A 14504-nucleotide genomic window follows, 5' to 3' on the forward strand; every position below is an offset into this window, starting at 1 on the left:
CAACAAGACCCTCCCCATCCCCGTCACTCTGTAGAATTGCCCCAGGAGTAGTGGAAACTTGGATCTCCGCATCGTTGGTAAGACCCAACCTGACATTCGTTGTGCCAAGGCGGAACGCCTGATCCCCATCGGATGAAAGAAGTCTTTCCCAGTCTCCGTCAAACAAGCCGATTTCCGGTTGGATGTGCCCCGCATCAACCGTGTGAGGCGCATCAGCGATGTGAGGTCGATCGGTTCGGAACTTCCTCAGGAGAGGCTCAGGTACCGGAAAGAAAAGCCCATACTTTTCCTTGTTGGATCGATCCGATGGCGCTTTTTCCTCGGCTCGCCCCGGACCGTCAAGGAGCAAAACCAACCAAAGAAACACAAAAAACGCCTCCATAAGCCCTGGATCCGGTGAGGAAATGGGCAGCTGGCTGGGCTTCACACGCAAAAGGGTAGAGAAGAATTGTATTCACACAACACTTTTTGCCATAGCAAACTTTATTTGTTTAGGCTTCAGCAGGTTCCCTTCGAACCCCTCGCGGCTAATCGCTTCCACTCTGCCCGAAATCGCCTCGTCTTTCCCAAATGGTTTTGCTTAAAACGCGCTTGGATCGCGCAATACTCAGCCTCTTCGTGAACTGAGCACCTCGCTATCCCAACCAATCGAGTTGATTGTCCCCTAACGAGCCAGTTCGCACGTTTGCTTTGGCAGCAATTGCTGCGAAGCGCCCACAGTTCAATGGCTTTTGAAAGAGTCCGGATGACTTCTTCTTTGGCTCCGAAAGGAGCAGGCACCGCTCGAGGGTCAATGATAACTCGTCACGGAGTAACCCGTATGGTCATCTATCCCCATGGCGAAGTCCCTAGGGGAAGGAAAATAGCATTGCAAGAAGATCGCCCGGTACATGGAGAAAGGGGGCATTTGCCCGTCTCGGCGTAAAACGATAGCCGACCGAAAACAAGGATCGTCCAATTGGAGGTAGCAGCGCTCTTATGAGCGGCTCTGGATGCACGCATTTCTCCCTGGCTAATCCAAAGGGGGGTCCGGCTCATAAACCTCGCTCGTTGGACTCAAACCGCGTTCACGCAACGGGGTGCCACTGGGTAAAAGCGTCAAGGGCTTTCTTTTGGGGCAAAGCGGCCAATAGCAACGCAAGGGCTAAACCCTCCGCGGGCTTCCAACATTGCTATCCTGCGAGTCAAATACTGAAACCGATGGGGGCAGTTGGGCTCGGACCTTGAGTTGGTTGGGCCGGACGCCTTTTGCACGGAATAAACATCGATTCGCCCAACGGACCTGACAACAGGGTAGGCTCGCCCGTCAGGGAATCGCTCCAGTGTGTGGGAGGCTTTAGAAAAAAACAATCCGGCAAGGAGTTCGTCCAGGAAGTCAACGAGAAAGAGGCTTGCCAAGGGCTAAGCAATATGGACGTACAAGCTTGCTCATGGCAGTATATCTCTCTCGATCTGAGTACGTGGGCCAAGCGGCAGGGCGTTTGGTGCAGGAGTGGATGTGGAGGGGCGTTTGCCCGTTCCCGGAGAATCGTTGCTAACTGGGAAGCTCATTGTTCATGCGGACTCTTCGCAACCCGGTGGGGTGGCCTTCTACGCGCGGGTGTGCAAGCGCCGACGAAAAAAAGCGGCTTGAGACAGCAAGTTGGTTTAGGTTCTCCGGGGTTCGTCTCAAGCAAACAGCTGCGGATCGTCGAGGCCGTCAAGGTGGTTAGCTCCGAGTGAGCGGCGATCGCAGAGAGCGCGTTGAGCAGGTCTCTCATCCGAAGGTCGGCGCTGTCCTGGTCGAGCACCGCCTCCATCTGATCCCGTTTCGGTTTCGAGCACCGGGAAGCGGGATTGGCTAGCTAGAGTCGATCGATCCTCGTGGTGGATCCGCATGGGATGCGCGACGGTATCGTGCGCGATCCCCGTGAGGAGATCGTTTCATTGTGTGCCAGGCTTTACGAGAAGAAATCCGCGCAAAAGCGTGCCCGGAAGGCACTCGAAGGCATTCCTGAGTATGCTCCCAATTTTCCCATATGAGAGACGTTTGACGCTGACACCGGAACAGGTTTCGCGTCTTAACAGCTATGCGGCGCTCTACAGGCAGGTGGAAGGGCGTTTTCTCTGCCAGATGCAGGCTGGCGTTTCGGTCAAACGAGGGCAATCAGTCCTTCCGGCCGCGGTTTGGCTTCACCACCTAACAGTTCCATGTGATCCGGGTCCCGAGCTCGAAGGAAAGATCGCTTCGATGCGCGAAAAGCGGCCCAAGCTCGTTGAGGAAACTAAGGAGAGATCCGCAGACCGGAAACGGTGATTCCGAGCTCGACGAGAAGAAGCCGGGATCAGGCGTTTTGCATCAAAAAAAGCGGCGGCTAGCCCTCCTGCGGACCAAGTTTGAGGTGCTCCTGGCCGATGAGGACTCCGGACGGGTGCGTCTGTCTTTCGGTCGGCGCCCCCTCTTCCCGTAAAGAGTTCTCCTTGTAAGAAAACCGATACGCCAACCACCGGGACTGGAAGAGGGATCGGCAGGTGGAGCCCAGCGGCCAGTTCTATGTGCTGCGGTCGAGAGACGAACCGCTGGCAAGCAGTCGTGCCAAGCCGTGGTCGCCCCGGACGGGAGCCTATCGTGCTTGCGGTTGCGGCTGCCGGACGGATTCGGAAGCCCTAGCCAATACCTCGTTCTTAACGGCGTGTGCTTCGTCTACGGCCAAGAGGCGATCCTACAGGGCCTCTCCGCGAGCTGGATCATTACCCGTCCAACCAAGAGGGGAAAACTCCTCCGGAAGCGGGAGGAATCCGGGGTAAGCTGCCGCTTGGGGCGCGACCGGAGGCGATAGCGGTGTTGGCGAGCGTCAAAGCATGGACCCCTTTTGCCTGGTGACACGCTGCCTTGCCGGAGCGGTCGGCATCGATACAAACGAGGATCATCTTGCTTTGGCCAAAACGGACCCCTCCGGCAATCTTGTGAAAATCGGCGGGATCCGATCGAATCTCCATGGCAAGAACAAGGAAGAGGCCACAGCCATTTTTGCTCGTGGGTGCAAAAAGATCGGCCGGGCCTTACGCACAAACCGCGCAAGGGGCTTGTGATCGAACGGTTGGATCTTCGCAAGCGAACAATCGAGCTGGAGTGGAACGATCCCGTTGGGGCTCGCTCGCTCTCTTCCTTTGCCTTTGCTAGGGGGATCGCGATGCTCAAAGCCCGCTTTTTTGGCGCCGAAGTCGAAATGATCGAAGTCGACCCGGTCTACACGTCTCTCATCCGCGCAGTCGACCATGTGCCTCATCATGGCACAAGTTCTACCTAGCGCGGGTCCTCGTGCCTTCGCCCCGAGAGGACTGGGTGCCTTCGAAGGCCGATCCGTGCGAGAACCACTCGTGCCTACTCGGAATGGCGCTTGTGTCACCGTCGCCCTACCCCCAAGCAATGGGACGAAGCAGGTATGGTCGTTTTCTACGGTCCGGGGTTGGAGGAGACTCAAAGCGGCGCTTGCAACACATGCCCGGTCGGAAGCCAATCGGCTGCCTGCCGCGCTTCTATCCCCGAAAACGCAGGACTGCGCGCTATCTGGGCTTTGCCAGGGGAATCCCGGCACGCAAATCGTCGGCAGCACTGTCCGGCCGGCGTCCCGGACCATCTTCCCTGGCAGGGGAACGGTTGTCTAGGGTTCTAGGAGCCGTTATCTTTAGGCACCAACCGTATGGATCCCAGAAGGAAAGAAAGGATTTTCGTTCTGGGAGGAGGGTATGTGGGAAAAGAGCTCGCCGCGCGGCTCACATCCCTTGGTTATGAGGTTACCGTCGGTGTTTTTTCTGAAACAAGCCGGCGGGTTCTGGAAGGCCATGGATTTTCGGTGGTGCACGGCGATGCCGCTGAGGGTTCTTTTTGGTTGAAGCTCAACGGGGCTTACGATGCGGTTTTCCACTGCGCTTCCAGCCAGCGGGGCGGACCAGAGGCTTACCGGAGGATTTTTTTGCTGGCCACCCGGTGGGCACAGGAAGTCCTTCCGAGTTCTCGCCTGATCCTTTTTTCATCAACCTCCGTATACGGACAAACCGACGGGAGTTGGGTCACGGAAGAGTCCCCCGTCTGTCCCCAGACTGAGACAGGCCAGATCCTTGAGGAAGCAGAAAAAATGGTCCTTGCAGGAAATGGAGTCGTATTGAGAGTTGCTGGTATCTACGGTCCAGGTCGGACCGTCCTTTTAACAAGGCTCCTTGAGTCGCCTGCAGAGATTCCTGGAGATCCCCAGCGCTACGTGAACCAGGTCCATCGAGAGGACGTTGTCAGCGCCGCTCTTTTAGCACTTAAGCTAGACCCGAGTATCTATAACGTGGTGGATGATCAACCGGTCCGGCTTCGGGAGTATTACCACTGGCTCTGCGAGCAACTAGGAATTCCCCAGCCGATTTTTCGACCCGACAACCGGCCAAGCAAACGAGGAAGAACGCATAAGCGGGTCTCCAATGCAAAACTCAAGGCCCTCGGATGGGAGCTCCGCTACCCAAGCTTTCGGGAAGGCTTGGAACCCGAACTTGTCATGGCCAGGGACCGTATCCAGAACACCATGTCCAAGGAAAACTCAAACGCGGGAAATAATTAGCCGTTTCGGGTCTCGGGAATTTTTTCCCCAAAACTCGTTACCACTTCACGTCCTCATCAAGGGGGCCACGGTATCTGCATCAAAGCCGTTCCGCTTGGCCTCTAGAGCACGCCCGTCGGTAAACGAGTGGAAGGCCCGAAACTCAAGCACCATCAATAGCACAAGGAAGGAACGACATGACTCTCCCTAGAGCCGAAAGCATTACGCAACTGAGACGGCGGCTGGCTCGACTTTGAACTGGAGTAAAAACGCGTCTTTGCAAGTTTGGCCTTCGGATGCCTCGGACGCGCTTCTAAGAAGCGGTTCTCTGTCTCAATAAAGTTTTGCAAGGAGTCCCAAGGCCAAGAAATTCTCTTTGATCAAGAACACAGAGCTTTTGGGTTTCCGTTGGGTTGACGCAACCCAGGGTCCCTACAACCCAGAAGTGCTCTCCGCGGCAAGGATAGGGCCTTCGCACAGGCGATCGGCAAGGGAATGGTTCTACAGCCGACCGCTTTTCTTTTTGTCAAGAAGCTGGTTACCCACCAGCGTCGGGTTCGCAAAAAAAGACCCGTCCACCAAATCCTGACAGAAGCCAACCGTTCCGGAAACAACGGGACCGGCCGGGCATGACTTCATCGGGCTTGCCAAAGACTTCGTCTTTTTTCACTTTGGTCAATTGTTTTGAGCCAAGCTCTTCTTTTAGAGGGTCGACCTGCAGCTGATGCGATTCACCGGAAGACGGCGGAACGTGTCAAACGCCTCCGGGAAAGGGGAATCGTTCCAAAAATTGTGTTTATTCGGGTTGGCGAAGATCCGGCATCGATCGTCTACGTCAGGATGAAAGAACGCAAAGCCGAAGAACTTGGAATTGGCTCGGACACAGTTGTTCTGTCGGATACCGCCCCCCAAGAGGAGCTCCTTTCCTTGCTCAAAGTGCTCGGTAAAGATCCCATGGTGCACGGTATCTTGATTCAGGCTCCTCTCCCTTCGGACATGGACGCGATCCAGATTGTACGAGCACTTCCCCCAGAAAAAGACGTGGATGGATTTCACCCGATTAACATGGGAAAGCTCCTTTTAGGTGATCCAAGTGGTTTCCGGCCCTGCACACCAGCAGGGATCATAGAGCTTTTAAGCTTCTATCAGGTCGACACTTGCGGCGCCGACGTCGTAATCCTGGGACGGGGAAATATTGTGGGCAAACCCCTCGCAGCGCTTCTCATGCAGAAAGGGCCTAAAGCCAACGCAACGGTCACAGTGGTGCATTCCTCAAGCCGGGATATCCCTGAACACACACGACGAGCCGACATTGTTGTCTGCGCCCTCGGAAAGCCAGCTTTTTTACGTGGCGATATGATCAAGCCGGGTGCAGTCGTTGTCGATGTGGGAGTCAGCCGGGTCATAGATCCCACGAACCCGAGGGGATATCGGCTGATAGGAGATGTCGATGTGGAAAGCGTGTCCCAGGTCGCAGGGAAGTTAACGCCGAATCCCGGAGGGGTGGGACCCATGACGATTGCAATGCTTTTAGCCAACACCGTGGATGCTGCGGAACGGCTGACCTTCAATGCAAGCTAGCGTTTGTGCCGATGACGGAACTTTCTACCCCATTCCTTTTAGCGCGTTGGGAAAATCTTCTCCTTTTCAACTTCGAAGTGCCTCCTCAATCGCTGGAACCCTATCTTCCCCAGGGTGTGGAACTGGATCTTTTCGAGGGTCGCGCCTATCTTAGCCTCGTGGGGTTCCATTTCCGGCTGGTGCGGGTTGCAGGCTTTCTTCCGACACCTCTCCTTCCCGCGTTCGATGAGCTCAACGTACGTTTCTACGCAAAAGGAAGAATAGAAGGACGATGGGTTCGAGCTGTCGTTTTCATTCGGGAACTGGCCCCGGTTTGGTGGGCGGTTTTCCTGGGTAACCTTTTGTACCGAGAACATTACGCTTGGGCTCACTTGTCGCATCTTGTGGAAAAATATCCCCATCGGAAGGTGTGGCGGTTGGCCTATCGATGGAGATTTCAAGGAAAGGGCGGGAGCATGGACGCAGAATTGGACCTCGATCCGGTGATTCCTCCCGCGGGATCCCTAGAAGAATTTCTTAGCCGGCGATTCTATGCCTTTACGCAGGGCCCAAAAGGAGAGACCCGTACGTTCCGAGTAGAGCACCAACCTTGGAGGATGTGGCCGGCCAGAACTGCTACGCTTCGACAAGATGGGAGCCCCGTTTTCGGCCGGGACCTTGGAGCCCTTCGGCTTCCCGAACCCTCCAATATCTTTGCCATGGACGGGTCTCTCGTCCGCGTATCCCGGTCGAGCCGTCTCTCCCTCGACTAAGATGCTCGACCACCCCAGGATTAAACCTGCATAGGCCTTCTGGACAAAAGGTCTAAAGCCGTCGTACCAACCCCAAGCAAGGTTTGGTTTCTCTGATCAGCGCGGAACAGACACAATACAAAAAGAAGCCCGGGTCCGCCCACCGAGGAAGGGAAAAAAACCCGTCTCCTCGGGCAAGCTACCGGATATCCCCACCGAGACTTTCTCACACTTGCTCCGAATCAACGCACGCCCCTTTCCTGGCGGGCAAGCTAACGCCGGGCGTCATGCCTAGCTCACACCTATATTTGGAGATGGATGTTAATACCCAGGAGCTAGAATTGCGGTAGCATTCCGTGGTCCAGTTTGCTTAAGCCCATTGGGTTACCCCCGGCTCGCGAGAATGCATCCTGGAACCAGAAAAAGCCTGGCTTGCCGCATGATTCCCGGTCGTCATTCTCGGGTCCTCTTTGCTCGGGAAATCGCACTACCCCAGCCTCTGCCCTCCTCGCGGCCTAGAGGCATCCACCGGCGCAGAAACTCGAACCACCATTACTTAGCGCCTTTGCTGCGGAAAAGGAATTAACTCCCCTGCATAGGGCGAACAGACACGCGCCGTAAAATTTCACCCGGCATGGGGATAGGGGTCCAAGCGTCCCAAAAGAACAAAGATCTTTGTCCCAAAAACATCCCTTGGTAACACAAAAGAGGCCCAGCCAAAACCTCTCTACCCCCTCTACCTCCTCCCGACTGATGGATTGTCCCTAGCGTCCGTGGCTGCCACAACGGAAGCGTCCTTCATTCTTTTTCCAGGACCCTCTTGAGGTCTACTCGGTTGCACACCTTTTTTGGTGAGCCAACGCTCAGAAAGGCTTTCGACCCATTGATAAAACACCGGCAGCAGCAAAAGGCTAAGAGCTGTTGAACTAACAATCCCTCCAATCACCACCGTCGCTAAGGGTTTCTGGACCTCCGAACCCATTCCGCTGGCCAGAGCCATCGGAAGAAACCCCAAGCTTGCTACCGTCGCCGTCATCACAATAGGCCGAAGCCTCAAACGACATCCTAGCCAAATGGCTTGAGATAATGGCAACCCTTCTTTGCGCAGCTCATTGAAAAAGGAGATCAAAACGAGGCCAGCCAAAACAGCAACCCCCGAAACAGCAATAAACCCGACCGCCGCCGACACGCTAAAAGGAACTCCGGCGGCCGCCAGCGAAAAGACCCCGCCAATCGCCCCGAACGGAACACCCATAAATACCATTAATGCTTGGCGAACAGAACCCAAGGCCAGAACGGTCAAAAGAAAAACCACTAGCAACGTCACCGGAACCAAAACCCGCAGCCTGGCTTGGGTCTCCTGCAAATAACGAAACTCTCCCCCAAACTCGATCACGTACCCCGCAGGCAACCGGATGTCGCGTTCCAGAACCTTCTGAGCCTCCCGTACTACCCCTCCTACATCCCGTGTCGAAAGATTCACTAGGACAGGAAACACCCGCCTCAATCGCTCCCGCCAAATCGATCGCACCCGCTGAACGACTCGAAACGAACCGAGTTCGCGCAGGGGGATCAGCCCCCCCTGGGGTGTCCGAATGGGAAGATCTAGCACTTTCTCCACATCCTCACGATCCCTTTCCGAAAGACGGACAACCATCGGCACCCGAAAAAAACCCTCCAGAAGCGTTCCTACCTGCCTTCCGCCCAAGCCCACCGAGATCGCTTCGTTAAGATCCCCTAGCTGCACCCCATATTCCATCATAGCTTTGCGATTGGGCACGAACTCCAACACCGGATTCCGTCCCATCATACTGATCTCTGCATCCCGAATACCGGGAACCCTCTTTAGCAGTTTTGCAACCTTTTCTCCCAGCGCCTGCAAAACATCATAATCCTCGCCAAAAATCTTAACCACCACATCTGCTCGCAGCCCTTGCAGAATCTCGTTGAATCGATCCTCAATCGGTTGGCCAACAAGAAAAGTTAGTCCAGGAACCCTTTGTTGAATTTCCTCTTTAACAATTTCGGACAGCCGATCTTTCGTAATGATATTACCATTCTCTCTGCGCCAAGAGCTCCTTGGTTTTAGCATGATATAGAGGTCACTTTCATTGGGCAGCATGGGATCCGTAGCAATATCCGAAGTTCCAATTCTTGAAAAAACATGATCTACCTCCGGTACGTGAGCGAGGAGCACCCGCTCAGCCTTCTGTTCTAACTCAAGGGATTCATCCAGGCTGATTGTCTTTGTCTTGTACACCATAAGAACAAAAGAGCCTTCATCCAATCGAGGCACAAACTCCGCGCCTAATCGTGGCAATAGCCAGAGGGCTCCGGCACCCAGAAGAAGCGCACCAGCGACTACCCAGATTCCCTTGTGAAGGGCAAAGCCGAGAACCGGCTCATAGGCTCTCCGCAGGATCCGTATAGGCCAAGTATCCGAATCGGCTTTGCCTCGCCGCAAAAACAGAAGTGCTCCCACCGGAACATAGGTTGCGGTCAGAATGATAGCACCGGACAAAGCCAAAATAACGGTAAAGGCCATGGGCCGAAACATTTTTCCTTCAATCCCTCCGAGAGCAAGAACGGGAAAGTAAACCACGGTGATGATGAGGATCCCGAAAAAGATCGAGGGTGCAACTTCGCTCGTAGCTTCGAGAATCATTCTTCGTCGTTCGGCATGACTCAACGGCACCTGCTGTGTTTGCTGAACCTCTGCAAGCCTCCGAACCGAGTTCTCGACCAAAACCACGGCTCCGTCGACCAAGAGCCCAAAATCGATTGCTCCCAAGCTCATCAAATTGCCCGAGATCCCCAAATACCTCATCCCTACCAAAGCAAAGAGAAAAGCAAGCACCAAGACAGTCACTACCAAAACTGCTCCGGTTCCATGCCCTAAGAGCAGTACAAGCACAGCGGACACAAGTAGCGCTCCCTCCGCCAGATTCCGCTCCACGGTAGCAATGGTACGATCAACCACTTCTGACCGATCATAAACCCCACGAATCTCCACCCCGGGAGGCAGTCTCTGTTGAATCTCGGTAACCTTTTGCTTCACCCGCTGGGCCACCTCACGACTATTCTCCCCAAGGAGCATCAAAGCCGTTCCCAAGACGGCTTCTGTCCCGTTTTCCGTTGCCGCTCCCAGCCGCTCCTTCCACCCTATTCCGACCCCCGCAACATCGCCCACCACGATCGGTCGATCCTTTTTTCCTGCCCACTTTACGGGCAACCAGCGGATTTGTTCGAGCTCGCTCGTCCGCAGCACACGGCCTACGGACCTCACATATAACCCCTCTCCTCCTCGCCTAACGACCCCGCCCCCCGCATTGGCCACATTTTTGCCCACCACGTCTACTAGCTCCCGCACGCTTATCCCCGCCCCCAACAATTTCCCGGGGTCCGGCATGACCAGCACCTGCTTCTCATATCCTCCACTGGTATTGACATCCGCAATTCCGGGCGTCTCACGCAAAAACGGCCGAACCATAAACTCCTGGAGCAACCGAAGCTGCATAAGTCCATCCACCCGCTGCTCCCCACCTCCTCCTCCTTTCCGCAGCACATAGTAAAAAATCTCCCCTAGCCCGCCACTCAGCGGCCCTAAGGTCAACTCTGTTCCTTCCGGCAGCTGCTGCCCAATCCCCACTAATCTTTCCGATACGAGCTGCCGGCTCCGATACACATCAGTGCCTTCGCGAAAGACTAGCGTCACCTGCGATAATCCAAATCGCGATAATGACCTCATACTCTCCACATTCGGCACACCACTAAGCTGCTGTTCCAAGGGCATCGTGACGAGCTGTTCCACCTCCTCGGGAGCTAAGGAAGGAGCGTAGACGTTGACCTGAACCTGGACAGGCGTGATGTCGGGGACTGCATCAATGGGAAGCTCGACCAGGGCTTTGGCCGCTAAGAGTAAAAGAAGACCCACACCTGCAAGTACCACTCCTGGATGGTCCATGCAGATTTCGATCGTCTTCCGAATCATACCACCCTCGATGGAAACTCACGGCCCTTGGAGTTCGACTGTTTTAAGGAAAGCTCCAGAAGCCACAAGCTCTCCGCCCCATGACAGACCACCGCTTCCCCTTCCTTAACTTCCCCTTTAATCCCCACTGCCTGGGGATCCTCGCACACAGGGGTCACTGCGACTCGCTGTAGGTAGTCGCCACGCTGTACGTAGACAAACGGTCCCTGGGTTGTCCGCAAAAGAGCCCCTCTGGGAATGACCAAACCCGACCACCGCTCCGCCCCCTCCCCCTGAATCACTACCCAATCTCCGACGCTGAGAACCTCCCCAGGGTCCCGCAATGCAAAAAGAGTCTCCACCTTACCGATCGCAGGAAGCACCGTATCATCCACCCTCACGAGCCGACCCACAAACACCTTCTCAGACACACCCTCCTTCTTGGTTTTGGGCACAGCTCGCACCTCCAAGTCCTTCGGCAACTCGCTAGCTACCTTTGGATCTACAAAGGCCGTCGCCCAAGCGCTGCCCTTCATAGACTTTGGTTCGACTTGAGGTTCTTCCGAAGCCAACCGATAGATTTGAGCTTCAAAGGAAACCTTCGGGGTCACAGTACCCTTGCGCACGGGACAAAACTGCAACGAAAACGTTCGAACGACCTCCAGAGGCACTCGAAGCCCTTTCTGGGGATCCCACTGAGCAAGCTCGGTTAGATGGACTGCCCCTCCCAAACTCCCTGGACCTTCCCTCAGTCCTAAAGGTTCCCCCTGTGTGGGCTCTAAGCTCACTTGCCCTATGATCCCTGCCCAAAGGAGCAACATGGCAGTCCCCCTTGCCCAACCTCGTGCCCGACAGCCACATCCGCTCATTGTTTGTTGAGGTGAGCCTCTCTGCCCACCACCCATTAGAAACCCGAGGGCAACTTGCCACCCGTCAACGTATGGAGGTCCAAAAGAGCGGCTTCCGCATCCAAACGAGCAGCCCGCAACGCCATTGCCGCTGCCATGTACTGACGCTGCATTTCTAGAAACGTCTGAACAGGAACCGTCCCCAACCGGTATTGCCGGTCAGCCAGATCCGCGGCACGATGCAGTTCTTCCAGAAGCCCTTCTGGATAGGAAGCTAACTCTTTACGAGCACGCTCATATACGGCATACCGCGAAAGCACCGCGGCCTGTAATTGCTTTTGATACGTCCGATATAGCGCCTCCGCTTGCTTCTGAGCTGCTTGAGCGGCCACAATGTTGCCGGTATTTCGGTTCCAAATCGGCAGCGGTAGAGTTACGCTCACTCCCGGATAGAAAAAATCCTCAACCCCCGACCTTCTTGCCTCACCGCGAGCACTCACCTGGGAGTTTTCCTCATAAAGAAAAGGTCCCAGCGAGAAATCGGGAAACGCACCTAGCTTTTGGTAGTCCACAAGCTTGGCTGCCTTTCCGATCTCAATCTGTCGCATCCGCAACGGGAGACTATTCAAGAACGCCGTTTGCAATAACTCGGAAAGCCCCAAGGAGGGGAACCAGTTCGGTACCGGCAGACCCGCCTCCAAAACAGGCTCGTCGTATGACCTGCCCAAAAGCCCCTGAAGCTCCGATGCTACCGAACGGCGTTCCTGTTCCAGTTCCCGCATCGTCCGACCCAAGTCGACTAAATTCCCTTCAATTATTCTTAGGTCCAAAAGGGCTACAATACCCGCCAGCCGTCGCTTCTTCAAAAGAGAGACGAGCATGCGTGACCGTTGCACAATCTCTGATGCTGTCGTGCTATTCGAGCGGAGAATGGCCAACCGGTAAGCCAAAAATCGAACCCGGTTTGCCAAGGAAAGACGAAACTGCTCCAGTCCCAGTTGAGCAAGATCCATATCTCGATCGAGAATCGCCTTTCTTAGCGTTGCCTTCCCGGGGAACTCAAATGGCTGCAACAACTGGTGTTGCTGCCAGTAACCCGAACCGATTTCGCGGCCCTTGCCATCCAGGACCGTGATAGGCCCGCCAAGAGAAGAAAGCTCAGGATTTCGCCAAAGCCCGCCCTGAATGCGATTCCCTTTCGCGACTTCTATCTGGGCCTCAAAGAAACGCAACTCCGGGTTATTTCGCAATGCTTCCTCGACAAGATCCCGGACGACTCGCGGTTCTCCTGTCATGAGACTCACAGGCTGTATTGCAAAAACTAAAAAAGAGATAAGAAAAATTCTTTCTCTGCGCATAATGGTCTTGAAATCTTAGGCTGCCTCATACCTAGCGCCCACTCTACCAGTAACACTGGCTCTGTACCTCGGAATTCCGATCTGAGTTTTAAGCACAGGAGAACCCTGCGACTTTTCCTTTGCTAGAGAAAATCCCATTCCTTATCCTTTATGGGATCAACATGTTTTTTTTTCTCGACCCAAGGCTCCATTCCGGCAATCCCTCGCAATACTCTAGTGTTTAGAAGAGATTTGTACTTGGGCAACGTTTCGTCAAGCGACGTACCACACCCAAGGAGCTTGTCAATCTCGACCTTTTAGGAATAACGAATATGAAAATGAGAACGAAAAATCGCTTTCAACCGATTTTCCATACGCAAGACTCTGAACTTTTTACAAGAGACCGCAAACGCAGTGGAATAGGCCTGCGAAGGGCGAAAGATTGGATCGCCAATAGCGACTGGTCCCAAGGCGCCAAGGAGATTTTTTTCCTTTCAGGTTGCGGAACTTCCACGATGCTTTACAGCAAGTTATTGCAGACCAACAAGTTAATTGTTTCGTCCCGCCGACGTGAGCCCATGGTCTCGTTGAAAAAAGCATCCCGTTTTTTCCGGGAAATTCCTCTCCTTCTTCGGGTGCTGCGAGAGCCATCGGGCTCAAACAATCGGCCCCCGGAGGGAAGCCGGGCTGGAAGGGTAGCGCTTTCCATCAGGCAGCCCAGCCGTCACAAGACGAGGACGTCCCGCCTGGCCAGCCCACCTGGGACAAGGCCATGACGCGCGTGGCTTCTGTGGCCTCCCCGAGCCATTGGCACTCGGCACGCAAGCTTCCATGGCGGCGTGGATCCAAAGACCTACCGCTAAAAGCGACAGATACGAATGCCATCGACCCTACGCCATGGAGGGACAAGATCCCTTGCGCTGTGCTTGGGAAGAGGACTAGGTAGCCGCCTCGTTAGCCGAGCCGTTCTACTCGGTAAGGACAGAACCTTCTAAGGATGCTAGCCACCTGATCAACGCGAGTACCGCACGGACGCGAGTGAGACTCACCCACTGCCATGCCATAGCTTTAAGCTCTGCAGAGGGTAGTCTTTCCGTGCGCATGAGTCGAAAAAAACCCCTCAGGATACAATAGGAGAAGGTCCCAATTCCCTCTGTGGGCGTCACCACCGCTCTACGAGCCACCACTCCCTGCGGAGCGTCTTGCAATGGCCAAGCCACCGCCAGACTGGCGATCGTCAGAAGGGTAAGTGGCCCTATCGGGATCTACACCCAGAATCTCCGCCCAGCGTCGGCACCCAGACGGGCTCCGTATTGAGTGGCAGGCCGGACTCCGAGGAAGGGTTGAACCAATCACGAAGGGTGAACCACTTGTCGTAGAGACCGCCATCAACGGCAATGCCGGTAAAAATGACGAAAAGCCAAAGCAAACCCTCTTCGAACGCCATCAGTCTAACTAAACCTTCCCTCCTG

11 protein-coding genes and 1 pseudogene are annotated in these 14504 nt (G+C 54.9%); 7 read left to right on the forward strand and 5 right to left on the reverse strand.

Annotation, left to right across the window (positions count from 1 at the left end):
* Positions 1–382: pseudogene (locus tag KK925_RS06910) on the reverse strand (hypothetical protein); the annotation flags it as partial.
* A gap of 1617 nt (positions 383–1999) precedes the next feature.
* Here KK925_RS06910 and KK925_RS06915 point away from each other — a divergent pair.
* From KK925_RS06915 to KK925_RS06945, 7 genes are all read left to right on the forward strand, one after another.
* Positions 2000–2296, forward strand: coding sequence for a hypothetical protein (locus KK925_RS06915; protein WP_174583370.1), 297 nt, complete (start codon positions 2000–2002; stop codon positions 2294–2296).
* A 378-nt stretch (positions 2297–2674) separates the two neighbouring features.
* Entirely contained in the window at positions 2675–2863 is a 189-nt protein-coding gene (locus KK925_RS06920) for a hypothetical protein (protein WP_214096373.1), read from the forward strand.
* Between the two features lie 157 nt (positions 2864–3020).
* On the forward strand, positions 3021–3290 hold the full coding sequence (locus tag KK925_RS06925) for a hypothetical protein (protein ID WP_174583372.1): 270 nt from the start codon (positions 3021–3023) through the stop codon (positions 3288–3290).
* Between the two features lie 55 nt (positions 3291–3345).
* Complete coding sequence (locus KK925_RS06930) at positions 3346–3648, forward strand: hypothetical protein (protein ID WP_174583373.1); 303 nt, start codon at positions 3346–3348, stop codon at positions 3646–3648.
* Positions 3649–3683: 35 nt separating this feature from the next.
* On the forward strand, positions 3684–4586 hold the full coding sequence (locus KK925_RS06935) for an SDR family oxidoreductase (protein WP_214096374.1): 903 nt from the start codon (positions 3684–3686) through the stop codon (positions 4584–4586).
* Between the two features lie 663 nt (positions 4587–5249).
* Positions 5250–6146 carry a bifunctional 5,10-methylenetetrahydrofolate dehydrogenase/5,10-methenyltetrahydrofolate cyclohydrolase gene (locus KK925_RS06940; protein ID WP_174583375.1) on the forward strand — a complete coding sequence of 299 codons (897 nt, stop codon included), beginning with the start codon at positions 5250–5252 and terminating at the stop codon, positions 6144–6146.
* A gap of 11 nt (positions 6147–6157) precedes the next feature.
* Positions 6158–6898 carry a YqjF family protein gene (locus KK925_RS06945; RefSeq protein WP_174583376.1) on the forward strand — a complete coding sequence of 247 codons (741 nt, stop codon included), beginning with the start codon at positions 6158–6160 and terminating at the stop codon, positions 6896–6898.
* A 715-nt stretch (positions 6899–7613) separates the two neighbouring features.
* Here KK925_RS06945 and KK925_RS06950 read toward each other — a convergent pair.
* The 4 genes from KK925_RS06950 to KK925_RS06965 all read right to left on the reverse strand — a co-directional run.
* Positions 7614–10868, reverse strand: coding sequence for an efflux RND transporter permease subunit (locus KK925_RS06950; protein ID WP_174583377.1), 3255 nt, complete (start codon positions 10866–10868; stop codon positions 7614–7616).
* Complete coding sequence (locus tag KK925_RS06955) at positions 10865–11668, reverse strand: efflux RND transporter periplasmic adaptor subunit (RefSeq protein WP_174583378.1); 804 nt, start codon at positions 11666–11668, stop codon at positions 10865–10867. Before KK925_RS06955 ends, KK925_RS06950 begins: the two co-directional genes overlap by 4 nt.
* Positions 11669–11751: 83 nt before the next feature.
* The gene (locus KK925_RS06960; RefSeq protein ID WP_214096375.1) at positions 11752–12990 is read right to left on the reverse strand and encodes a TolC family protein; all 1239 of its coding nucleotides are present in this window, start codon (positions 12988–12990) and stop codon (positions 11752–11754) included.
* A 1297-nt stretch (positions 12991–14287) separates the two neighbouring features.
* Positions 14288–14504: hypothetical protein (locus tag KK925_RS06965; RefSeq protein ID WP_214096376.1), on the reverse strand; the 217-nt coding region annotated here is incomplete at its 5' end.

Source organism: Candidatus Methylacidithermus pantelleriae (genome assembly GCF_905250085.1).
GTDB classification, from domain to species: domain Bacteria; phylum Verrucomicrobiota; class Verrucomicrobiia; order Methylacidiphilales; family Methylacidiphilaceae; genus Methylacidithermus; species Methylacidithermus pantelleriae.

What these genes read in the sequence shown, in the direction of transcription:
- KK925_RS06915 (WP_174583370.1), top strand. Translation starts at nt 2,000, where the DNA reads ATGCTCCCAATTTTCCCATATGAGAGACGTTTGACGCTGACACCGGAA.
- KK925_RS06935 (WP_214096374.1), top strand. Translation starts at nt 3,684, where the DNA reads ATGGATCCCAGAAGGAAAGAAAGGATTTTCGTTCTGGGAGGAGGGTAT.
- KK925_RS06945 (WP_174583376.1), top strand. Translation starts at nt 6,158, where the DNA reads ATGACGGAACTTTCTACCCCATTCCTTTTAGCGCGTTGGGAAAATCTT.
- KK925_RS06950 (WP_174583377.1), bottom strand. Translation starts at nt 10,868, where the DNA reads ATGATTCGGAAGACGATCGAAATCTGCATGGACCATCCAGGAGTGGTA.
- KK925_RS06955 (WP_174583378.1), bottom strand. Translation starts at nt 11,668, where the DNA reads ATGTTGCTCCTTTGGGCAGGGATCATAGGGCAAGTGAGCTTAGAGCCC.
- KK925_RS06960 (WP_214096375.1), bottom strand. Translation starts at nt 12,990, where the DNA reads ATGACAGGAGAACCGCGAGTCGTCCGGGATCTTGTCGAGGAAGCATTG.